The organism is Bacillus sp. ILBB4 (assembly GCF_035064545.1).
GTDB lineage: Bacteria > Bacillota > Bacilli > Bacillales > Bacillaceae_H > Priestia.
Genome location: NZ_JAIQVD010000002.1, coordinates 175,932 through 198,255 on the forward strand (window position 1 = coordinate 175,932; position 22,324 = coordinate 198,255).

Here is a 22,324-nt window from a genome sequence, read left to right on the forward strand (position 1 = left end):
GGATAGTAGAAAACGGTGCCACTTTTTTTAATTTAAATATATTTTTTAAACTTACATATCTACTTGCTGTACTTTTTATCTCGAGCTCTTTAACATTGCGAAAATCTCTGAGAGACTCGAAACATTTTTATTTTGAAGCGTTTCAGCAAAATGCGATATTTTACAAAGCGCTTCTATACTTTCGATCGGATATTTTCCAGCAGCAGTTTCAGCAGAAAGCATCACTGCATTCGTGCCATCAAGTACTGCCTGAAACACATCTGTCACCTCAGCCCTTGTAGGAATTGCGCTGCTCACCATTGATTGAAGCATTTGTGTCGCTGTGATCACATACTTGTTTTGCATCCGGCATTCATGGATTAATGTTTTTTGGAGCAAAGGAATCCATTCATAAGGCAGCTCTACTCCTAAATCTCCTCGTGCAATCATAATTCCATCGCCTTCTTCACATATTTTCTTGAAATTTTCTATAGCTTCCATTGTTTCCACTTTCGCAATCAGCTTTGGTGTATTTAGATGTTTTAAATGGATAAAATCTTTAATGTCTTTTAAATGTTCAGGGGTTCTTACGAACGAACAAGCAAGAAAATCTACTTTTTCTTTCAATAAGAATACGATGTCTTTTTTATCTTTGTCAGTAATGGCTGGTAAACGGACGCGCGCACCTGGCAAATTCACTCCTTTATGAGACGAAATAGATCCGCCCTTTTTTACCTTTGTGACAAGTGTATCTTCTTCTACTCTTTCAACAACCAGTTCTACTTGACCGTCATTCATTAAGATTTTGCTTCCTGTTTGAACATCCTTCACGATATCCTTATAGTCAACGCTGGCTCCTTTTTCATTTCCTGACATCTGCTCTGTATATAAAATAAACGATGCGCCTTCTTTTAACACTACTTCTTTTGACTTTGTCACTCCAAGTCTAATTTTAGGACCTTGTAAATCTCCTAAAATTTGAATAGAGGAATTTAAAGACCTTAACGTATCTATAATTGTTTTATGACTTTCATGCGACCCATGAGATAAATTCAGCCGAGCAATTGTCATTCCTTTTTCCAACAGTCTCTCTAGTACATCTTTTTTATTACTAGCAGGTCCAATTGTACAGATTCTATCGATTGCCACTGCCTTTCACCATCCTTTTAATGTAGGATGCCCATTTCCATAAAAGAGATAAGCTTTATACAAAAATAGGTATATCACCACAAAAAAATGCCTCTTAGTCAATAACTTGCCTAAGAGACAGCCCTTTTATTACTTTACCCAGCTTTCCGTCACTTTTTTATTTTTAGAAATCCAGTTTTTCACACCTTTTGTTTCGTCTTTTGCACTGTTAATTTCTGATTCTAAAGATGCTAGTTGATCGGCACTAATAGAAAAACCTTTCAGCCACTTTGCTGCTTCTGGATAATCTTCTTTAAATGTCTTTTTGCTAATCGACTGTATTTTTTCAGGTCCAGTTGGATTCATCGTATGTTTGGGATCTTTTAAGTATCTGAGATTATACTTTTCAAAAGCCCAGTGCGGGCGCCATAGCGTAACAACAATGGGTTCTTTATTAGCAATGGCTTTATCTAATTCCGATAACATGGCGGCTGTGCTGCTTTCTACTAAATTCCAGTCTGTTAACCCATAGCTTGGCATCGCATGATCTTTAGTAAGACCGTTTATTCCAGATCCTGCTTCAATACTAATAATCTTTCCGTTAAACTCATCTTTCTTATTTTTTAAATCAGCTAGTGACTGCGCGTCTACGTAGTCGGGAACGGCCAGTCCGCTATCTGCTTGATCATACCAAGTACCGAGCACGTCAACTTGTTTTCCAAATCTTTTCATGTAAGAACTATGGGTGGTCGGCATCCATACATCCAAAAATAAATCAATGTTTCCTTGAGCAACTCCTGAGAAAAGCGGAGCTACGTCGCTTTGAACTGCTTTAACTTTATAACCTTTTCCCTCTAACAATTCCTTCCATAGAAACGTAACAGCTACGGCTTCGTCCCATGGTATGTATCCAATTGTAATTTCTTTTTTAGTCGTCGTGCTGCTTGCCGTATTGCTATTGCCACATGCGGAGACAAGCAGGATAATGACAATTGTTAGCATAATAAAAGAAAATTTTTTTGATTGTTTCATATACTCCCACCTTTATTCATTTTATTTACTTGATTGAATACCTTTTCTTTTTTGAGTAGAAAGGTGCGTCAGACGATCTAAAATAACGGCAATAATGACAACCGCAATCCCACCGATAAATCCTAAGCCTACATCCAACATACTGATGCTTCTTAATACCTCAGCACCCAAGCCCCCTGCACCGACCATTGAAGAAATAACAACCATCGAAAGAGATAGCATAATAACCTGGTTTACACCCGACATAATCATAGGCAAAGCGAGCGGCAGCTGGACTTTAATTAATTTTTGCCATTCCGTCGCTCCAAAAGCTTCTGCAGCTTCTAAAGTGGTTTGGGGGACTTGCTGAAGCCCAAGCAGCGTCAGACGAACGGCAGGCGGCATTGCGAAAATAAAAGTAGCAATAAGAGCTGTAACATTCCCTAATCCAAATAAAAGTACGGACGGAATTAAGTAAACAAAAGCAGGCATTGTTTGCATAATATCAAGAATGGGCTTTATCACTGCTCCAACTTTGCTAAAGCGGTGTGATAATATGCCTAAAGGAACGCCAAATAGAAGTGAGATAATAGTAGAAGCTAAAACGAGAGATAAGGTCAGCATCGATGCTTCCCATAAATTCAAGCTAATAATAAGAAGTAAACCAAAACACGTAAATACAGCTATCTTCCAATCTGTTAACCATAGCGCTAATAGAACAAAAACAACGACCGTTACTAGCGGAGGAGAAGCGGTCAATACCCATTCGAGACTGCTTATTAAGCTGGTCATTATCTGGTTGATTCCAGTAAATACACCTGAAAAACTATCAATCATGTAATCAACAAATGAGTTTGCCCATTTATCTAAAGGGATACGAGGAATCGTCGCGGAATTTACCATCATATTTATCGGACCTCCATTTGATATGACTTAACTTCTTGTTGCTCGGTCACTGCAGTACGTTCAGTGAGATTTGCAATAAGAGTGTTTGGGGAAATCATACCTTGTAGGCGATGATGATTATCAACAATGACTACAGGCGAATGACTGTCTGTAAATAAAGGAATCATTTCTTGTAAAGACATATCAGGATTAACACAATGCGGCTGTATCATTTTTTTCCCTTTTAAATCATGCTTATGAGCTTCTATCAGCTCCATCACTGTATAAATGCTCATTAAGCCCAATAAGCGGTCAGCGCTATCAAGAACAAAAATAGTAGATAAATGATTGGTTCTCATTCTTCTTAATACGACTTGCGGTGATTCATACTCATAGGCAGCCGTTTCTACCGGAACCACCGCGTCTTTAGCAAGGCGAATTTTGCCGTAATTAACGTCTTGAACAAGCAGCTTTACATAATCAGTTGCCGGTTGACTTAAAATATCTTCAGCGGTTCCAAGCTGTACAATTTCCCCGTCTTTCATCACGGCAGCCCGGTGGCCTAAAGTTAATGCTTCATCCAAATCATGCGTCACAAAAATAACTGTTTTTTGTACTTCTCCCTGAATATCAAGAAATAGCTTTTGCATATCTCTTCGAATAAGAGGATCTAAAGCTGAAAAAGGCTCATCCATCAGCAAAATCTCCTGTTCAGAAGCAAGAGCTCTCGCTAGTCCAACCCGCTGCTGCATACCTCCTGATAATTCATAAATTCTTTTATATGCTTGTCCATTTAAGCCCACCATTTCGAGCGCCTTTTTCCCTCGCTTTTCTCTTTCGTTTGCTGATACACCTTGTATCTCTAGACCGAATGTAATGTTGTCAATCACAGTGCGGTTTGGAAGGAGACCCACATTTTGAAAGACCATCCCAATTTTATTTCTCCGGACTTCCTGAAGCTGTCTTTTTGGCATATGAGAAATATCTGTGTTTTCTAGATATACCGTCCCTTCTGTCGGTTCTATAAGCCCGTTCAAGCATCGAAGTAAAGTGGATTTCCCGCTTCCTGATAATCCAATTAACACAAAGGTTTCTCCCTTTTTTACTTCGAAATGAGCATTGTAAATAGCAACGGTTGTCTTAGTAGCTTGTTCGACTTCATATTTACTTTCTCCAGCTTCTCGTAGCTTAAGAGCCTGTTCTTTTTGGCGACCAAATACTTTTGAAACATCGGTAACGCGGATAATGGGTTCTGTTAGTTTAGAGCTTGTACTCAATTTATTTCCCCCTTATTTTAAAGTAGATTGTTAGAGGTGGTCTGACACCTCAAGGTAACGTGTCAGACCACTTCTACTTACTATTCGACCTTCATACCGATTGCTTCCAATACATAATTGTAAAAATGAGAAACGTGCTGTTCGATAGGTACTAAAATACCTCCTTCTTTATAAGATTTTGAGCTCATATTTTCTTGACACCACTCACACGCTTCAAAGTCTTGTAAATTAACGCGGTGAAACAATTCCACGGCATCTTTTGGGTCAAAACCAGGCTTAGCCATTTCTTCTGGGTCGAATAACCATTCACAAATCACTTTAGACTTTTCCGCACTAATTGGAATAATCCGATGAATAATAACATGATCCGGTGTTAAATTGATAAATACAAGCGGCAGAACGGTAATGCCAAAATACGTGCGGTCATCTTCAGGAAGCAATCCTTTTAGCATAGGACGGCTTCCTTTCCCGCTGATTGAAAAAGCTTCTAATTCATTCCCAAACTTAGCTCCGCCTCCCACGGAACTTTGAGTGCCGATTCCCGAACGAAATTCAGGCAGCGTTGCCGTAAGTTCAGGATGAATAGAGGAACAGTGATAGCACTCTTGAAAGTTTTCTACAATAAGCTTCCAGTTTGCCTCGACTTCATATTCTTCACGATGAGCGGATTTCAAGTTTTGAATTTCATATCTAGCAAACGTATAAAGTTCTCCAAAACGATCAAAAATTTGTGCGTCTAGCTGATATTCAACAGACATAGGATTGTCAGATAAATTAACCCAAACCATGCCGTGCCACACTTCAATGTGAACGGATGTTAGTCCGTAATTTTCATTATGCACGAGTTCTTCTCGACAGTGGCTTGTGTTAGGAACACCTACTAAATCACCATCTAAGCTATAGCTCCACGAATGATATGGACAGCGAATGACACCTGCTTTACCGGATGCTTGGCTGCACAGCTTAGCTCCTCGATGCCGACATACGTTCAAGAATCCACGCAGCACGTGATCTTTTCCTCTAGTAATTAAAATATTTTCGCCTTCAACTTTCGTCGTAATATATTGTCCTGGTTCTGCTATTTCGTATTCAAATGCAACTAAACTCCATGATTTAGAAAATATATGATCTTTTTCTAACTTAAAAATGTCCGAAGATGTATACAGCTCTCCTTTCAACGTGGGCTCAAGTCTCCCATTATCATTCACTAAACCATGTTCCATAACCATTTACTATTCCTCCTTCGCTTCTTTAGAAACATTTAAATAGAACCATTCGCAAGAGCTGACGACGATTTATACTATTTTATTCGCCGCAAATCGCTGCGGAGTAAACAAATCAATTGGGTGGTTGGTTTTTCCCTCTATCACTAAATCTGCTAAAATCTCTCCTACTACGCTTGCAAACTTAAAACCATGTCCAGAAAATCCCGCTGCAATCGCTACTTGAGGATATTCAGGATGCAGTGAAATGACAAAATGTTCATCTGGTGTATTGGTATACATGCACGTTTTCCCTTGTAAAAATCGACCGTTAAGCTGCGGAATACCTTGAGCTAGATAGTGCCGCATCATGTTCACTTCGTCTTCATATATATTTCGATCAATCGTTTCCGGCGTACACGCTGTTCCTTTTCGGAAAAACGCCACTTTTGCTCCTTCAGCCTTTAATCCAAAAGAAGGGAAACCATACAACTGTACATAATCATCTGCTTCCCAAATATAAATCGGCTGTTTTCCCACTGAAAAAACATCTATTCCTTGTGTTGGTTCAAAAAACATTTGCACATGACGCTCTACTTGTAAGCTAACACCTAAATCCCGTAATAAATCGGGTGCCCAAGCGCCTGCAGAAATAATGATTTTTCCAGCTTCGTATATTCCATTAGCTGTTACAACGCGCACGCCTTCACCAGAAGGATGAGCTTCCCACGACACCACTTCCTTAAAAAAATGAAGCTCAGCTCCGTACTTTTCTGCTTGAAGAAGGTGAGTATATACGCTCGCTTCCGGCCTAACGAATCCAGCTCTTTCTTCATATAGAGCAACCGTAGCAGGTGAAGGTGTAAACGCCGGAAACCGTTTGTAAATATCCTTTGCTTCTAGAATCTCATACGCAAGATTCCACTGTTTAGAGCTTTCGATGCTTCCAGAAACCGTCAAGCTATCAGGAGGTCCCATCATAAGTCCACCGGTAACCGTAAGAATTTCTTGACCGCTTTCTCTTTCAATTTCATTCCATAATTCGTAGGCGCGAAGCAATAATGGAACGTAAGCAGGGTCTTCAAAATACGACTGTCGAATGATTCTAGAACCGCCGTGACTCGATCCTAGGTCATGAGCGGGACCGTATTGTTCTAACCCCAATACCCGCTGACCTTTTTTGGCGAGCTGATAAGCAGCCGTACTCCCCATAGCTCCTAATCCGATAATAATGACATCATAATGTGTTGACATCTGCATTCCTCCTGTCTTTCGATTGATCAATTAAACTACCGCTGGGGAGTGTGTCATCATTTTTGCTTTATAACGCTGACCAAAGTATTCAACTTCTAAAACCATTTCTTCATGTACAGCTTGAGATAATAAAGTGTGTACAATTCCTTTTCCTAAGCTGTATGAATAGCCGGCACTTGTAACAAATCCGAGGGCTGTTTCCCCATAAAAGACCGGTTCATATCCCATTACTATCGCTGAGGGATCATCTAATATGAGCGTCGCTAATACTGTTTCAGAATCTTTTCGCTGACGATCAAGCAATGCCTCTTTCCCAATAAAAACTGGTTTTGTTAAATCAACCATTTCATGAAGGTTAACTTCATATGGATGATGCTCGCTCCAAAAGTCTTTCCCGCTTTTTAACGAAAAAGATTCAATTCGAAGGTTTTCAAGAGCTCGGTCTCCCGCGGCAATCAGCTGATAAGGCTGTCCTTGTTCAATTAATAAATCCCATAAATTCAGGCCTTGATCAGAAGTCGTAATCAACTCCCAGCTCTCCATTCCCCCGTAGGAATCACGCAGAGCAAGAACTGAACTATTTTCAATAAACAGAGTTTTCGCTTGCCCTTGAAGCCAAGTGCTGCTAAGGTCTGAGCGTTGAACCACGGACTTCATTACTCCTGTAGCTTTAGGACCAATTAATGCTATACTGCATGTCCCTGACGTTACATCTTGAAAAACAACTTGACCGTCTTGAGGCACGTGTTTTTGAATCCAGCTTGCTTCTACAGCTCCCGTACAAACAATCAAGAAAGTGGATATATTTTTGCGAATAACCGTTATTTGATCTTTTATGCCGCCTCGCTCATGCAACATACACGTACGTATGCTTTGACCTACTGTAATGTCTATATTTCCTGTCGTTAGCTTCTGTAAAAACTGGAGAGCTCCTTCCCCTTTAATCTCCAACCTTTTCTTTGCTGCCGTTGTATCGTAAATCGCTGCGTACTGACGAGTATGCAACTGTTCAGCTTCGATAATTGGTGACCAATATTCAGCGGACCACCCCTTTCTTATTACCATCTTCTTTTCATATGTGGATATAAGCGGATAGTTAGCTTCATACCACTGCGGCTGCTCCCACCCTGCTTTTTCGTTAAAATACGCTTTTAGTTCTTGCTGACGCATATAAAATGGACTTACGCGCATGTTTCGCGATACTTTTCGCTGCATAAATGGATGATGAATGCTATAAACCTCTTCATACTCTTCAATAGACCGCTGTTTGTAATAAACAGGGCTGCATGCATACGTATCGAAACGATTAATATCGCATAGCTCCAAATCCACAGTCGGAGCACCATTCATCACCCATTCGGCCATTTGCCTAGCGACACCCGCAGAGTGCGTTACCCATATGGCTTCCGCTACCCAAAATCCCCCTACTGCTTGTGATTCGCCAAGCAGCGGCATCCCATCAGGTGTGAAGGAAAAAATGCCATTCATTCCTTTTTTTATTCCTGCTTGTTTTAATGCCGGAATTAATTCCATTGCATCTTCCCACGGTTTTTCAAAATCTTTTGGTGTAAAAGGTTTAACAGAAGGCATTTCTTTTGTTTCTCCGTATTTTGTAATGTCACTGAGTTCGACTGGAAACGGCTCATGCTGATATGATCCAATCCCAAGCCCTTTCTCTACCTGACGAAAATAAATTGCATTATCCTGATCTCGAATAAGAGGAGTCGCGGTTTCTTCCGTTTCTCCGTTTAATTCAAGTAAATCATTTGTAAACACATATTGATGAGCCATCGGCTGAAGAGGAATCGTTACACCGACCATTTCTCCGATGCGAGGTCCCCAAAATCCGGCACAGCACACGATTACATCTGCTTCAAATTTTCCAGCGCTCGTGTACACTGCTTTTACTTGACCATTTGTCACTTCGATATTCGTCACTTCTGTATGACCGTAAAATTCTACTCCGCACTCTTTAGAAAAACGAGTCATTTTATCAACGGCATGCAAAGGTTTGGCAATACCGTCTGACGGAACATAGAGACCTCCGCAAATACGCTCAGGACAAATCAGCGAATTTTTTTCCGCGCATTCCTGCGGTGAAAGAAGAAAAGCTTCGATTCCCCATGAGCTGGCAACACCAGCCTTTCTCTTTAGGTCTTCTAATCGCTCGGATGTACGGGCAACTTCTAAACTGCCGACCGGGTAAAAAGAGCGCTGTTCATCTGTACTCAACTCTTTAAAGGTCTCGACCGTTTGAGAAGCTAGTGTTGTCAGGATTTTTGAAAAGCTAAGCTGAAATACAAGCCCCGGAGCGTGAGAAGTAGATCCTCCCGTTTCAAACAAAGGGCCTTGCTCAATCACTGTTATGTTTCTTTGCCCCATTTTACTTAAATAGTAGGCAATGCTGCACCCGACAATTCCAGCTCCTATGACTACTATCCTCTTATGTTCCATCACTTCATATCTCCCTCCTTTTTTGGTTTAAAGATGTTAAATATTGTCGATAGTTAATTATATTTTTAATATTAATAATTTTCAAAGTATTTTGTCAAAAAGTGTGACATAGATTTTTTTGCACTTTCTTCCGCTAATGTTCGGATAACGCTTTCTTAACTTTAAAATCCCAGAAAAACCGCCGTCTTTTTCTTTCGAATAACGAATTTTAAAGAAACTATCTATCTGTCAAAATGACTCTTATCAATGAATGGTTATACTAAAAATGACGGAAAGAAGATAGCTAAAATAACTTAGCTATCTTCTTTTTAAACCATTTACCGATTAATTAATTTTGAAGGCCTAAATACTTTTGCTTATTTTTAGACCAAAGTTGCTTGTTTGACTACTTTTTTCATTTCTTCTGCAACGTTTCTTTTGTCTTTTTCACTTGTAATCCCCCCGCCTACAATCACAAGATCAGGCTGTGACTGCACAACTTCAGGAAGTGTATTCAGTTTAATGCCTCCTGCCACCGCTGTTTTTGCATTTTTCACAACTCGTTTAATCGTTTGAAGCTGCTCGAACGGGGTTTCTCCTTCAGCTTGAAGATCATACCCTGTGTGTACACAAATATAGTCAACACCGAGTGCATCGACTTCTTTTGCACGTTGTTCAAGGTTTTTTACATTAATCATATCAACAAGAATTTGTGTTCCTTGTTTTTTGGCCTCTTCTACAGCGCCTTTTATAGTCGAATCATCAGTAGCGCCAAGAATGGTAATAATACTAGCACCCGCTTCAGAAGCTTTCATTACTTCATAAGCACCTGCATCCATAATTTTCAAATCAGCTAATACCTTTAAAGACGGAAAGGCTTCCTTGATTTCTTTGACTGCTTTTAGCCCTTCGTTAATCACAACTGGAGTTCCAATTTCTACAATATCGATATACTCTTGAACCTCCTGCACTACTTCTTTTGCCTCTGAAATATTTACAAGATCCAATGCTAATTGAAGTTCCATACCTACTTCACTCCTTCATTAAATGGGGTTGTCTAGCATGAATTCATTGTAAAACCGTTACTTTCAAAAAAAAAGTAGGCACTTTTAAAACATATAGTCACTAAAAATATACTATGGACGCTTCAATGCAGCGTATCATTCGTATTTATTTTAGAAAATTCTGAATAATAAGGGTGGTTTTATCCTTTTTCAACAAAAGATTTTAACCCATATGGCTGGAATTATTTATTTCAGGCTCTATAACGGTTTCCATATAATTTTTTCCCCACTCATCCATGCTCTCAAGGATGGGCATCAAGCTTCTCCCGTGTTCAGTCAAGGAATATTCAACTTTTGGAGGGACAACCGGATAGACTTTTCGGTGAACGATTTGATCTTCTTCTAATTCTCGCAGCTGACTTACTAACATTCGCTGAGTAATTCCCGGCATCATGGACCTTAACTCCCCAAATCGTTTCGTCCCTTCTTTTCCTAGGTGCCACATAATCAACATTTTCCACTTGCCTCCAATAATCGTTAACGTTAATTCCTTTTCACAGTTAAACGTTTTGCTAAAAAGTCTGCTCAATCCTTTTTCCTCCCTTTTTATGCGTAATAGTATAGTTTTAGACACTATATGAAAATAAAGTGTCTACTTATAAAGGAAAATTGTACCTGCTATACTGTAATCTGTAAAGGTGGTAAAAGACTATATTCACTGCAATAGACCGTTAAAATAAAGGAGGAGATTAATTGGGCAGTGTAGCTCGTTCACGTGATAATTGTCTCAAGTCTCATTCGCCACAAGCGTTAGAAGTGGATTCCATGACCTTTATCTTATTTGGAGCAACAGGAGATTTAGCTAAAAGAAAAATTTTTCCTGCGTTATATAATTTATTTTTAGATAAAAAGCTGCCTTCTTCCTTTTCTATGGTTGGTACGGGTAGAAGCAACTGGTCTGATGATGCCTTTCAAATATATGTAGAAGAATCAGTAAAGACTTTTTCAAGGCGCTTTAGCCAGGGTGAATCCAAGATAAAAGAATTTCTTAAGACAGTTCGCTATCATAAAATGGATGTTACCAATAGTGATGGATATGACCAGTTGCTGCATGCTATTCAAGAAGGCGAAGCAGAATTAAATATTCCTGAAAATCGTCTTTTCTATTTATCAGTGGCTCCTGAATTTGTAGACGTTATTGCTTCAAATATAAATAGCGGCGGATTGGGATCTACAAAAGGCTGGAAACGCCTTATTATCGAAAAGCCTTTCGGACACGATTTACAATCTGCTCAAGTGTTAAATCAAAAGCTTACTGAAACGTTCAATGAAGAAGAGATTTATCGTATCGACCACTATCTGGGAAAACCAATGATTCAAAATTTGGAGGCTCTAGCATCTGCAAACCCTATTTTACAAGCACTATGGAATCATCACTACGTTGCGAATGTCCAAATTACAGCTAGTGAAACAGTTGGTGTAGAAGAAAGAGCGCATTACTATGACCAGTCCGGTGCAATTAGGGATATGTTCCAAAACCATATGCTTCAAATGCTTATGATGACTGCCATGCAGCTACCAAAGACACTTAACATCGCAAAGACTCGCCAACAAAAGATAAAAATTATGAAAAGCCTTCGTCCTCTACAAAAAGAGTTTATCCATTCTAACGTCATAAGAGGTCAATACGAAGCGGGAAAAATCCAAAATCGTTCCGTTATAGGATATAAAGATGAGCCCGGCATCAATGCTGCTTCCGTTAATGACACATTTATAGCAGTCCGGGTATGGATTGATCATGAGCTTTGGAAAGGAGTTCCTTTCTATCTTCGCACAGGAAAAAGAATGAGTAAAAAATGCACGCGTATCGTCATTGAATTTAAACATCCTTTAAAGGATGTTTATACAGACGAAGAAGTTATTCCCAATCTTTTGGTTGTCGAAATCAGCCCAAATGAAGGTATATCACTGCAATTAAACAGCAAAAACCCTTTGAATGACAATAAAATCGAACCGATTTTTATCAATTTCTCAACAAATCAAAAAGAAGTACCCGAAGCTTATGAACTGCTGTTATTTGATGCTTTACAGGGGGACTCCACATTTTTTGCTCATTGGGAAGAAGTTAAATTATCTTGGAAATGGGTGCAACCTATTTTAGAAGTTTTTAATGATGAACGCTTTCCTCTTCATTTTTATCCTGCGGGTACAATGGGACCAGCAGCTTCAAATCAATTGTTAGAAGACGACGGGTTTAAGTGGTGGTGATTACTTTTAATCTCGTTAAAAAGAGGCTGGGGTAAAAGCATTTTATTTGAAGAAAGATCCGAACGATGAAGCGAGATTCTTGATGGAGAATCCAACTCGTTCGGATTTTTTCATTGTGGTCGTAAGCGTAGGTTTACTGTATGTAGTTGCTTCTAGTTGTTCGTCTCTTCTTTATTTAATATCAGCCATTTGATTTTTCGATCTCGCTCTTTTCTTTCTTGTTCATCAACCAAATCATATTTCTTCAGCAAATGAAACATCTCGTTTAATGTTGTTTGCGAAGGATTTCGTACGAGAAACTCATGAAATAACGAGCGAATATCTTCTGGCAGCCATTGTGACTGCGAGTTAAACTTCTGTTGTACATCTTCTACCGAGTGGTCTAAATTACATTTACCCATACCTTTTCCTCCCTTTTTATGTAACTGTTTTGCATTTTTTAGTCTTCTTTTCGTTTAAACGTACTTGGCATAACAACTGCCACAACTTCTCCGGTCGCAACAATGATGTTACTCGCGTATACTTCTGTTTTAACTCTCCATTTCTTCGGGTGAATTTCTTCAACCGTTCCTATCGCTTTTAGTACTTCACCCTGTGGCGTTGGTTTTTTAAAATCTACATGGAGAGAACCGGTAACAAACCGCGGCGGCTCTGCTGAATCTCCTATTTCGTAGCCATTTTTACGGTATAGAGCAAGAGATGCAGAGCCTGTTCCATGGCAATCAATCAGTGATGCAAGAAGTCCGCCATAAACAAATCCTGGTATAGCTGTATGTTCAGCCTTAGGTGTATAAAGGGTAATAGTTTTTTCTCCTAGCCATCCTGTGCGAAAATGATAGCCGTCCTGGTTTAATCGGCCGCAGCCGTAACACCATGCAAAATCATCCGGATATTCGTCTTGAATCGCTTTTACTACTTCTTCCATGGTTCACCACTCCTTTTTTCGGAATATTTTAACACATTTTCTGCTACAATCGTTAGAACTAAACGGACTATTTTCACTCTTAAATAATGAAAAATCATAGAATAAAAGCCTCACTTAAAAAATAAGTGAGGCCTTATAGTTAAAATTCTTCATAAGCAGCGGGGTCTTGATTATTAAGTCTTCCATCCTCGCGGTTCAATTCTGAAATCATATTCATCTCAGTTTCATCTAAAGAAAATGAAAAAATAGATATGTTTTCAAGCTGCCGCTTGCGAGATGACGATTTTGGAATTGAAATCGCCCCTAGCTGATAATGCCATCGCAAAATCACTTGTGAAACTGTCTTATTATGACGGTCGGCAATTTGTTTAATTGCTTCATTTTCTAAAACAGCACTTGCTCGCCCTAGTGGACTCCAAGATTCAATTTGAATGTTTTTCTCCTGATACCAATTTCGATATTGATGTTGATTAAAAAAAGGATGCAGTTCTATTTGATTGATACTTGGTAAAATGCCGGTCTCTTTTTCCAAGCGCTCAACATGCTCGGGAAGAAAATTGCAAACACCAATTGAACGAATCAAGCCCCAGCGCTTCGCATCAATCAATGCTTGCCAAGCTTCTACATAATGATCTTGTTTAGGATTAGGCCAATGAATAAGATACAAATCATAATAGTCTAAATTCGCGCGATATAAAGATTCTTGGATGGTAGGAATTGCTTTGTCATACGTATGGTATCGCCCTGGGAGTTTAGACGTAACGAATAGTTCTTGTCTAGAAACCGGCGTTCTTCGAAGAGCTTGGCCCACGGTGCCTTCATTTTCGTAATTATAAGCCGTATCAATTAGACGATACCCTACATCAATCGCACTCGTTATAGCGTTGACTCCTTCATTTCCGTTAAGTTTGTATGTACCAAAGCCTATAGCAGGCAAGGTTACCCCGTCATTAAGGGTTATTTCAGGAATTACTTTACTCATTATTATCCACTCCTTCCGATCATGCCCTAAGGTTAGCATATATTATCCAATACTTGAATAAATTTGCATCACTCATTTTCACAAAGGAGTGATGCTTTCAAACAATCAAAAAAGTGATTACGGAGAAACTTCCGTTTTAAACTCGTTAACGTCGCACTTTTCTGTTTCTTTCTTGTTTTTAGTTAACGTAAAGAAAGCTACAAAACCCAAAAGCGCCGTACTAAATAAAATAGCAGCCATCGGAATCGCTGTGGTTTCGTTAATACCCACTAAAGGAGAAACAATTGATCCTAAAGTTAGTGGAAGCATGCCTAACACGGCACTCGCACTTCCTGCTCTATGTCCTTGATTTTTCATTGCCAATGTCACCGAGCCTGTGATCGTCATTCCTATAGAGATCATGTAAATAAAAATGGGAATAACAATCGTAGCCAGCGGCCCTTTAAGCATGGTCATGATAAGAAGTACGCTAGTAGCACTTACAGCCGTAATCACGGCAATGCGAAGCAGGCTTCTTTCATGAAGAATTCCGCTAAAGCGCCCAATAATAAAGCTTCCAGTCACAATGGCCAAGCCGTTAATCCCAAACAAAATGCTAAAAACTTGCGGAGAAACATGGTAGATCCCTTGATAGACAAATGGAGTGCCTGATACATAAGCAAAGCTTCCTCCGTGGACCAGTCCGACAATTAAGGCATAACCAATAAAAGAACGGTCTTGTAATAAACTGCCCATTGTGCGAACGGAATGACCAATTGAACTTGGCGTTCTATTTTCAATTGGCAAAGTTTCTTTTAAACGCATTGAGATTGTTAAAACAATTAAAAGACCTATTAAACTTAAAAACAAGAAAATAGTATGCCAACTTGCAAAAGGAAGAAGTAAAATAGCACCTCCGGCCATTGGTGCTATCATTGGTGCAAAGGCATTGATAACCATTAACAGAGCAAAAAACTTCGTAAGCTCTCTTCCACTAAAAACGTCTCTGACAATGGCTCGAGAAAGAACAACTCCTGCCGAAGCCGTAAACCCCTGCAAAAAGCGTGCGATAACTAAAGCCGTGATAGTAGGAGCCAGCGCACAGAGCAATGACGATAGCATAAATAAAGAGATGGAAATGAGTAAAGGTCCTTTTCTTCCCTTCGCATCACTGATTGGACCAATCACGATTTGACCAACGGCAAGGCCTAGTAAACACGATGTTAAACTAAGCTGAACAAGTGAAGCTCGCGCATCTAAATGATCAGCAATAGCAGGAAAACTTGGCAAATACATATCGATATTAAGCGGACCTAATATCGCAAGCGTGCTGAGAAGAAACGCCAATCCTAGACGTTTTTTCCCAGTTGGATTATGAAGCATAATAGCAGAGCACCTTCCTTACCTAAATATTGTATTTTCACAGATAACCTTTAGTCTATTGAAAGGCATCTCTTCTGTCTAGGACATTTGTCTAAAGATGTAGGTAAAGTTCCACTCGCAAAAAAGGATGTATGAGTGATGACATACGGTTGATATTCAAAAAACAACGCTTGAAATATCCTTAAGATACTTCAAGCGTTGTTTTTTTATATACTATCTAATGCCTGCTGTAAATCTCTCATAATATCTTCCCATGCTTCCAGTCCAACTGATAAGCGAAGGAGTTCGTTTGAGATTCCCATTTCTTTTCGAGCTTCTTCCGGCACAACTGCATGCGTCATCGAGGCAGGATGCTGAATAAGTGTTTCAGCATCTCCAAGACTCACCGCAATGGAAATGAGCTTAAGCTGATTAACCACTTTTACGGTTTCTTCATAACCTCCTTTCACTTCAAAGGAGAGAAGCCCCCCTCCTTTTTTCATTTGCTTTTGCATGAGAGAATAAGCAGTGCTCTTTTTATCACCTGGATAATAAACGGCTTTCACCTTGGGATGGAGACTTAATTGTTTTGCGATATGTTCAGCATTTTCACAGTGACGATCCATTCGAACGGCCAGCGTTTTTAAGCCTCGGAGTAACAGCCAAGCATCAAACGGTGAAAGAATGCCTCCGATATCTTTTTGCGTCGTTTTGCGCAGTACGGAAATAACCTCTTCGTTCCCTACTACAATTCCCGCGACAACATCTCCGTGTCCACCAATAAATTTTGTTGCGCTATGAATGACTAAGTCGCATCCAAGCTTCAGCGGCTGTTGCAAATAAGGAGTTGAAAAGGTATTGTCTACTACCACAGGAATTCCTTTTTGTTTGGCGATAGAAGTAACTAACTCTAAATCTACTAAAGTCATAGTCGGGTTAATCGGTGTTTCAATATAAATACATGCTGTATCTTTTCTGATAGCAGCAAGAATTTCTTCCTCAGTTTCCAAGTTGGAGAAAGAATGACGGATTTGATATTTTTCCTCAAGCATTTCTAAGAGACCAAACGTGCATCCATACACTCCTTTAGAACACAAAATATGATCGCCTGCTTTTGTAAGTCCAATCAATACAGCCGATACTGCAGCCATTCCCGATCCAAATGCCAAAGCGGCTTCTCCTTCTTCAAGCTGTGCCATACGCTCTTCTAAAATGGTGATTGTTGGATTAGATAACCGGGAATATACATAACCATCTTCTGCTCCGCTAAACCGGTTTGCACCTTGTTCTAGAGATGAAAATGTAAATGTAGACGTTTGATAAATAGGCGGAGCTAAACTATCAAAATGATGTTTTGATTCATACCCTGCGTGAATGGCTTTTGTTTCAAACTGATATTTCTCTTTTCCGTTCATACGGCTTCCCCCTTATGCAAACAAGCGCTGTGTCATCTTTAAAAATGTAAGCGTTTTCTTTTATTATATTTCTCTTTTCTTTTTTCGTTCCCTTCCTCCTTACTTAGATAATTCTACCGTAGAGAAAGAAGCGACATGCACCCTGCATCTCGCTTTACTTCATCATTTGTTTAATTAGTGTTGAATTACGCTTTTTGAATACTTCATTGTGAGAAGAAACCATAGCTGTCTTAGCCGCAGAAGGCTGAACGAATTGTTTTGCTTTGTTTACGGCATTAGCAGCATCTTGAAAAGCACCCGTAATTAAATGGACTTTCCCTTCGTGCATGAGAATATCTCCCGCTGCATATACGCCTTCTACAGACGTTTCGCTTGCTGCATTACCTGCGATGTAATAGTCATCAATGGTTTTGATATGTAGTTTACTGTTTTTTAACAGCTCTGTATCTCTTTCATAACCGTGATTAATGATAACTTCTTCAACCGGCAAATAAGAAATCTCACCGGTTTGATGATTAGTCAGCTCAACTGTTTCAATAAATTCATGCGTCGCATCAGCCACTAATTTTGTAATAGATGTGTTAAGCAGACAGTGAGCTGAACTGTTTATTAATTGTCTCACCTGTGCTTCATGACCAGTTAGTTCACTGTTTCGATACGTAATATATACCTTTTCAGCAACGGGCTCTAGCTCATTTGCCCAATCAATGGCTGAATTACCTCCTCCGGAAACAATCACCGTTTTATTTTTAAAATGCTGCAGAGATTTAACCGTATAGTTTAAGTTTGTTACTTCAAATCGTTCTGCCCCTTCGATTTTGAGCTTTTGCGGATTTAAAATACCTCCTCCCACAGCAAGGATAATCGTTTTAGAGTAATGATGTTTCCCTGAAGAACTCGTCAGCTGGAAAATACCATCTTCTAAGCGGGAAATGGAGTCAACTTTCTCATTTAAAACAACAGTTGGATCAAACGTCAGCCCTTGTTCAACAAGCTGTTCAATAAGCTTCGCACCAGTAATAGGAGTTTGGCCTCCGACATCCCAAATCATTTTTTCAGGATAAACGTGAAGCTTTCCGCCTAGCTTTGGCTGATATTCAATCAGCTTTGTTTTCATTTCTCTTAGTCCACTATAAAAAGTCGAGTAAAGGCCAGCCGGCCCCCCTCCTATAATTGTCACGTCAAACAGTTCGTTTTTTGTCATAAACATCCACTCCTTGCAATTAATCGTTATTGATTATCATTCTCATTTGAATATACATCTTCTTCACCGTTTTGACAATAAAAATAACTATTGACATCTGAAAACGTTCGAATTATAGTATGTAAAGTAAACGACATTGATAATCATTATCAAGTATTGTTGTATTAAACGCAAACGGAGGGGCAAATATGGTTCGCCTATATACAGAGAAATTACATATTAGTTATGGTGAACGTCTAATAGTTAAGAATTTAAGCGTTAACATTCCAGACAAAAAGATTACCACGATTATTGGTTCAAACGGATGCGGCAAATCAACGCTTTTAAAAGCCATCACCCGCATTATTTCCCATCAATCTGGCTCCGTCATTTTAGATGGCGAAAATATTTCAACAGAACATACAAAATCACTCGCTAAAAAAATGGCGATTCTCCCTCAGACACCAGAAAGTGCCAGCGGCCTAACTGTTGGAGAAATTGTATCTTATGGGCGATTTCCCTATCAAAAAGGTTTTGGGCGTCTATCGAAAGAAGACTATAAAATGATTGACTGGGCGCTTGAAGTAACCGGAACAAAAGATTACAAGTTTCGTCCCGTTGACTCTCTTTCAGGCGGTCAGCGCCAGCGAGTGTGGATTGCGATGGCTTTAGCTCAAGAAACCGATATTATATTCCTCGATGAGCCTACTACCTACTTGGATATGGCTCATCAGTTAGAAGTACTTGAACTCCTGCAAAAACTAAACAAAGAGCAAGAACGTACAGTTGTAATGGTGCTTCATGATCTAAATCAAGCCGCTCGCTTTGCGGATTATATTATTGCTTTAAAAGATGGTGAAATTGTCAAAGCCGGAAAATGTGAAGAAGTCATTACGCATGACGTTCTAAAAAAAGTGTTTCATATCGACGCTGAAATCGGACGAGACCCAAGAACAAATAAACCAATGTGCATCACGTATAACTTACTAAGAGGAGATAACTAAATGAAAAAATTACTGCTTCCATTCATGCTCATATTCGTACTACTTATTAGTGCCTGCAGCAACGGTTCAACTGAAAGCAAAAATGATTCTAGCAAAAACAGCGAATCCAAGACGATCACATATCAATCTGAAGACGGTCCTGTAAAAGTTCCGGCTAATCCGAAACGTGTTGTAGTGTTAGGTTCCTACGCAGGTAACGTCATGTCGTTAGGTGTCAATATTGTCGGAGTTGATTCATGGTCTAAAATGAATCCCCGCTTTGAAAAGAAATTAAAAGGCGTTGAAGAAGTATCAGATGAAAATTTAGAAAAGATCGTTAAATTAAAGCCTGACTTAATTATTGGCTTATCTACTACAAAAAACATTGATAAATTGAAAAAAATTGCTCCTACCGTCACGTATACATACGATAAAGTAGACTACCTTACTCAGCATGTAGAAATCGGAAAACTATTAAATAAAGAAAAAGAAGCACAGTCATGGGTAAACGATTTTAAAAAGCGTGCGGCAAAAGCTGGTTCTGACATCAAAGCTAAAATTGGCGAAGATACCACGGTTTCAGTTATTGAGAACTTTGACAAGCAGTTGTATGTATTTGGCGATAACTGGGGACGCGGAACGGAAATTCTTTATCAAGAAATGAAATTAAAGATGCCAGAGAAAGTAAAGGACATGGCTTTGAAAGATGGTTACTATGCAATTTCACCGGAAGTTCTTCCTGAATATGCCGGAGATTATTTAATCTTTAGCAAAAACCAAGATGGAGATACATCATTTGAGAAAACAGATACGTACAAAAATATTCCTGCTGTAAAGAACAATCACGTATTTGAAGCAAATGCAAAAGAATTTTATTTTAATGATCCAATCACACTAGATTATCAACTAGATTTCTTTACTCAAAAATTTCTTGGTAAGTAATTCATTCAAGAGGAATTCTTTTTAGGATTCCTCTTGCTTTGTGTTACTAAATTTATTCTCACATGAAAAGATGGGTGTTTTATGAAAAAAGACAATCAGCGTTTCATTCCCTTTTTATATAAATTAATAGGTATGCTGTTCGTATTCATCACAATGTTTGTTTCTTCAATGGTTTTTGGCGCTGCTGATATATCTATAAAAGATGTGTCGTTAGCACTTTCATCAAGCAGTGTAAACGAACACATCTCGATCATCCGGGATATTCGTTTACCCCGTGAAATCGCCGCTGTTTTTGTTGGCGCTGCTTTATCCGTATCAGGAGCAATTATGCAAGGTATGACAAGAAACCCTCTTGCAGATCCAGGACTCTTAGGGTTAACGTCTGGCGCAAATGCGGCTTTAGCTGTAACAATTGCCTTGATCCCTTCTATAAATTATTTGGGTATTACGATTGCTTGCTTTATAGGAGCCGGGGTTGGCGCAATCCTGGTGTTTGGAATTGCTGCTATAAAAAGAGGAGGATTTTCTCCGCTTCGAATTGTACTAGCGGGGGCTGCCGTTTCAGCATTTCTATATGCCATTGGAGAAGGCTTCGGTATTTATTTTAAGATTTCAAAAGATGTATCCATGTGGACTGCTGGCGGAATTGTAGGCACTTCTTGGGAACAGCTTCAAATCATCGTTCCTTTTATTGTCGGCGGTATATTCATTGCCCTTTTGCTTTCTCGGCAGCTTACTATTTTGAGCTTAAATGAAGAAGTCGCTGTAGGGTTAGGCCAGCAAACAACAAAAGTCAAAACCATTTTATTTGTCGTCATGATTCTTCTTGCCGGCGCTTCTGTTGCGCTAGTCGGAAACATGGTGTTTATTGGCTTGATGATTCCTCATATTGTACGAGGAATCGTAGGAACCGACTATCGTTATATCATCCCTATGTCCGCTATCACTGGCGCAGCGTTTATGCTGCTTGCTGATACATTGGCTCGAACAGTAAGTGCTCCTTACGAAACACCGATAGCAGCAGTTGTATCGATGATTGGTTTACCTTTCTTTTTAGTCATTGTTCGTAAAGGAGGAAAAGCATTCTCATGATTCACCCAGTGCTTATTAGAAAACAACGAATAATTATGATGCTGCTCACTGTTTTGATTCTTGGAACGGTTGTGATAGGAATGGCGCTCGGTGATGCACCCCTTCCTTATAATAAAGTGTTTCCTACTCTTTTTGGCAAAGGTGATTTTGCAGATGAGTTCGTCCTTTTTTCAATTCGACTTCCGCGCATTATCATTACGCTTCTAGCAGGAATGGCTCTAGCTTTATCAGGAGCTATCTTACAAGGTGTTACGCGCAATGATTTAGCGGAACCTGGGATTATAGGAATTAATTCAGGAGCAGGAGTCGCAATTGCTGTATTCTTTTTATTTGCCCCAATTGAAGCTGGTTCTTTCGTCTATGCCCTTCCGCTAGTAGGGTTCATCGGTGCCTTGTTTACAGCTAGTCTCATCTATCTTTGTGCATATAGTAAAAGCCAAGGACTGCAGCCTGTAAAGCTTATCTTAACAGGCGTAGGTTTTTCGATGGCTCTTTCTGGAATGATGGTGGTGATTATGTCATCAGCTGATCGCGCTAAAGTTGATTTTATTGCTAAATGGATTGCAGGGAACATCTGGGGGACAGACTGGCCTTTTATATGGGCTCTTCTACCTTGGCTTCTTGTCTTGATTCCTTTTATATTGTACAAAGCAAACTCATTAAACATTTTTAATTTAAATGAAGCTGCAGCTATTGGAGTCGGCATTTCTATGGAGAAAGAACGTATAACATTGCTTTTAGCCGCGGTTGCATTAGCGGCAGCGGCAGTTTCAGTGACGGGCGGCGTTGCTTTTATTGGACTTCTTGCTCCTCATATTGCTAAAGGCTTAGTGGGACCGAGAAATCAGCTTTTTATTCCCGTCGCTATTTTACTTGGCGGTTGGCTTTTGCTGATTGCAGACACAATAGGACATAATATTGCCGATCCTAACGGTGTACCAGCAGGAATTGTCGCCGCCGTAATCGGTGCTCCTTATTTTGTTTATTTGCTTTTGAAAAAATAACAAACGAGGCTGAGAG

20 protein-coding genes are annotated in these 22,324 nt (G+C 39.5%); 5 read left to right on the forward strand and 15 right to left on the reverse strand.

Annotated features, from left to right (window positions below; translation table 11 throughout):
- Positions 1 to 75: 75 nt before the first annotated feature.
- The 9 genes from LAV82_RS07135 to hxlR form a co-directional block, all read right to left on the reverse strand.
- Complete coding sequence (locus tag LAV82_RS07135; protein ID WP_499715803.1) at positions 76 to 1,128, reverse strand: pyruvate kinase; 1,053 nt, start codon at positions 1,126 to 1,128, stop codon at positions 76 to 78.
- 129 nt (positions 1,129 to 1,257) lie between these two features.
- The gene (locus LAV82_RS07140) at positions 1,258 to 2,139 is read right to left on the reverse strand and encodes a glycine betaine ABC transporter substrate-binding protein (RefSeq protein WP_499715805.1); all 882 of its coding nucleotides are present in this window, start codon (positions 2,137 to 2,139) and stop codon (positions 1,258 to 1,260) included.
- Between the two features lie 21 nt (positions 2,140 to 2,160).
- Positions 2,161 to 3,024, reverse strand: a complete 864-nt coding sequence (locus LAV82_RS07145) for an ABC transporter permease (RefSeq protein ID WP_211078078.1) — start codon at positions 3,022 to 3,024, stop codon at positions 2,161 to 2,163.
- 2 nt (positions 3,025 to 3,026) lie between these two features.
- Positions 3,027 to 4,280, reverse strand: a complete 1,254-nt coding sequence (locus LAV82_RS07150) for a quaternary amine ABC transporter ATP-binding protein (RefSeq protein WP_192997566.1) — start codon at positions 4,278 to 4,280, stop codon at positions 3,027 to 3,029.
- Positions 4,281 to 4,360: 80 nt separating this feature from the next.
- Positions 4,361 to 5,509 (reverse strand): aromatic ring-hydroxylating oxygenase subunit alpha, encoded by a 1,149-nt coding sequence (locus LAV82_RS07155; protein ID WP_211078079.1) that lies wholly within the window; start codon positions 5,507 to 5,509, stop codon positions 4,361 to 4,363.
- 66 nt (positions 5,510 to 5,575) lie between these two features.
- A complete protein-coding gene (gene solA / locus LAV82_RS07160) occupies positions 5,576 to 6,736 on the reverse strand; it encodes an N-methyl-L-tryptophan oxidase (protein ID WP_053487048.1) in 1,161 nt (386 codons plus the stop codon).
- A gap of 30 nt (positions 6,737 to 6,766) precedes the next feature.
- Positions 6,767 to 9,190, reverse strand: a complete 2,424-nt coding sequence (locus tag LAV82_RS07165; RefSeq protein WP_499716128.1) for a GcvT family protein — start codon at positions 9,188 to 9,190, stop codon at positions 6,767 to 6,769.
- Positions 9,191 to 9,552: 362 nt separating this feature from the next.
- A complete protein-coding gene (gene hxlA / locus LAV82_RS07170; RefSeq protein WP_013056245.1) occupies positions 9,553 to 10,194 on the reverse strand; it encodes a 3-hexulose-6-phosphate synthase in 642 nt (213 codons plus the stop codon).
- 202 nt (positions 10,195 to 10,396) lie between these two features.
- Entirely contained in the window at positions 10,397 to 10,762 is a 366-nt protein-coding gene (gene hxlR / locus LAV82_RS07175; protein WP_499715808.1) for a transcriptional activator HxlR, read from the reverse strand.
- A 164-nt stretch (positions 10,763 to 10,926) separates the two neighbouring features.
- Between hxlR and zwf the strand changes: the two genes are divergently transcribed.
- On the forward strand, positions 10,927 to 12,441 hold the full coding sequence (gene zwf, locus LAV82_RS07180; protein WP_499715810.1) for a glucose-6-phosphate dehydrogenase: 1,515 nt from the start codon (positions 10,927 to 10,929) through the stop codon (positions 12,439 to 12,441).
- 152 nt (positions 12,442 to 12,593) lie between these two features.
- Here zwf and LAV82_RS07185 read toward each other — a convergent pair whose 3' ends face one another.
- From LAV82_RS07185 to LAV82_RS07210, 6 genes are all read right to left on the reverse strand, one after another.
- Positions 12,594 to 12,842: a hypothetical protein gene (locus tag LAV82_RS07185; RefSeq protein WP_013056242.1), complete on the reverse strand. Its 249-nt coding sequence runs from the start codon at positions 12,840 to 12,842 to the stop codon at positions 12,594 to 12,596.
- Positions 12,843 to 12,880: 38 nt separating this feature from the next.
- Positions 12,881 to 13,366, reverse strand: a complete 486-nt coding sequence (locus LAV82_RS07190; protein ID WP_211078083.1) for a PaaI family thioesterase — start codon at positions 13,364 to 13,366, stop codon at positions 12,881 to 12,883.
- Between the two features lie 139 nt (positions 13,367 to 13,505).
- Positions 13,506 to 14,348 (reverse strand): aldo/keto reductase, encoded by an 843-nt coding sequence (locus LAV82_RS07195; RefSeq protein ID WP_057274620.1) that lies wholly within the window; start codon positions 14,346 to 14,348, stop codon positions 13,506 to 13,508.
- Positions 14,349 to 14,465: 117 nt separating this feature from the next.
- Positions 14,466 to 15,710 (reverse strand): Bcr/CflA family efflux MFS transporter, encoded by a 1,245-nt coding sequence (locus LAV82_RS07200; RefSeq protein ID WP_064471497.1) that lies wholly within the window; start codon positions 15,708 to 15,710, stop codon positions 14,466 to 14,468.
- Positions 15,711 to 15,916: 206 nt separating this feature from the next.
- Complete coding sequence (gene megL / locus LAV82_RS07205) at positions 15,917 to 17,104, reverse strand: methionine gamma-lyase (protein ID WP_499715811.1); 1,188 nt, start codon at positions 17,102 to 17,104, stop codon at positions 15,917 to 15,919.
- Between the two features lie 154 nt (positions 17,105 to 17,258).
- Positions 17,259 to 18,308, reverse strand: coding sequence for an NAD(P)/FAD-dependent oxidoreductase (locus tag LAV82_RS07210; RefSeq protein WP_013056237.1), 1,050 nt, complete (start codon positions 18,306 to 18,308; stop codon positions 17,259 to 17,261).
- A 188-nt stretch (positions 18,309 to 18,496) separates the two neighbouring features.
- On the opposite strand from LAV82_RS07210, the gene LAV82_RS07215 reads away from it, so the two are divergent.
- The 4 genes from LAV82_RS07215 (at position 18,497) to LAV82_RS07230 (ending at position 22,308) form a co-directional block, all read left to right on the forward strand.
- On the forward strand, positions 18,497 to 19,291 hold the full coding sequence (locus LAV82_RS07215; protein WP_499715813.1) for an ABC transporter ATP-binding protein: 795 nt from the start codon (positions 18,497 to 18,499) through the stop codon (positions 19,289 to 19,291).
- Complete coding sequence (locus tag LAV82_RS07220) at positions 19,292 to 20,212, forward strand: iron-hydroxamate ABC transporter substrate-binding protein (RefSeq protein ID WP_499715815.1); 921 nt, start codon at positions 19,292 to 19,294, stop codon at positions 20,210 to 20,212.
- Between the two features lie 81 nt (positions 20,213 to 20,293).
- Positions 20,294 to 21,304 (forward strand): FecCD family ABC transporter permease, encoded by a 1,011-nt coding sequence (locus LAV82_RS07225; RefSeq protein ID WP_499715817.1) that lies wholly within the window; start codon positions 20,294 to 20,296, stop codon positions 21,302 to 21,304.
- Positions 21,301 to 22,308, forward strand: coding sequence for a FecCD family ABC transporter permease (locus LAV82_RS07230; protein WP_013056233.1), 1,008 nt, complete (start codon positions 21,301 to 21,303; stop codon positions 22,306 to 22,308). The genes LAV82_RS07225 and LAV82_RS07230 overlap by 4 nt, the downstream gene beginning before the upstream one ends.
- Positions 22,309 to 22,324 lie beyond the last annotated feature (16 nt).

What these genes read in the sequence shown, in the direction of transcription:
- LAV82_RS07140 (WP_499715805.1), bottom strand. Translation starts at nt 2,139, where the DNA reads ATGAAACAATCAAAAAAATTTTCTTTTATTATGCTAACAATTGTCATT.
- LAV82_RS07145 (WP_211078078.1), bottom strand. Translation starts at nt 3,024, where the DNA reads ATGATGGTAAATTCCGCGACGATTCCTCGTATCCCTTTAGATAAATGG.
- LAV82_RS07155 (WP_211078079.1), bottom strand. Translation starts at nt 5,509, where the DNA reads ATGGTTATGGAACATGGTTTAGTGAATGATAATGGGAGACTTGAGCCC.
- solA (WP_053487048.1), bottom strand. Translation starts at nt 6,736, where the DNA reads ATGTCAACACATTATGATGTCATTATTATCGGATTAGGAGCTATGGGG.
- LAV82_RS07165 (WP_499716128.1), bottom strand. Translation starts at nt 9,190, where the DNA reads ATGGAACATAAGAGGATAGTAGTCATAGGAGCTGGAATTGTCGGGTGC.
- hxlA (WP_013056245.1), bottom strand. Translation starts at nt 10,194, where the DNA reads ATGGAACTTCAATTAGCATTGGATCTTGTAAATATTTCAGAGGCAAAA.
- LAV82_RS07185 (WP_013056242.1), bottom strand. Translation starts at nt 12,842, where the DNA reads ATGGGTAAATGTAATTTAGACCACTCGGTAGAAGATGTACAACAGAAG.
- LAV82_RS07190 (WP_211078083.1), bottom strand. Translation starts at nt 13,366, where the DNA reads ATGGAAGAAGTAGTAAAAGCGATTCAAGACGAATATCCGGATGATTTT.
- LAV82_RS07195 (WP_057274620.1), bottom strand. Translation starts at nt 14,348, where the DNA reads ATGAGTAAAGTAATTCCTGAAATAACCCTTAATGACGGGGTAACCTTG.
- LAV82_RS07200 (WP_064471497.1), bottom strand. Translation starts at nt 15,710, where the DNA reads ATGCTTCATAATCCAACTGGGAAAAAACGTCTAGGATTGGCGTTTCTT.
- megL (WP_499715811.1), bottom strand. Translation starts at nt 17,104, where the DNA reads ATGAACGGAAAAGAGAAATATCAGTTTGAAACAAAAGCCATTCACGCA.
- LAV82_RS07210 (WP_013056237.1), bottom strand. Translation starts at nt 18,308, where the DNA reads ATGACAAAAAACGAACTGTTTGACGTGACAATTATAGGAGGGGGGCCG.
- LAV82_RS07215 (WP_499715813.1), top strand. Translation starts at nt 18,497, where the DNA reads ATGGTTCGCCTATATACAGAGAAATTACATATTAGTTATGGTGAACGT.
- LAV82_RS07220 (WP_499715815.1), top strand. Translation starts at nt 19,292, where the DNA reads ATGAAAAAATTACTGCTTCCATTCATGCTCATATTCGTACTACTTATT.
- LAV82_RS07225 (WP_499715817.1), top strand. Translation starts at nt 20,294, where the DNA reads ATGAAAAAAGACAATCAGCGTTTCATTCCCTTTTTATATAAATTAATA.
- LAV82_RS07230 (WP_013056233.1), top strand. Translation starts at nt 21,301, where the DNA reads ATGATTCACCCAGTGCTTATTAGAAAACAACGAATAATTATGATGCTG.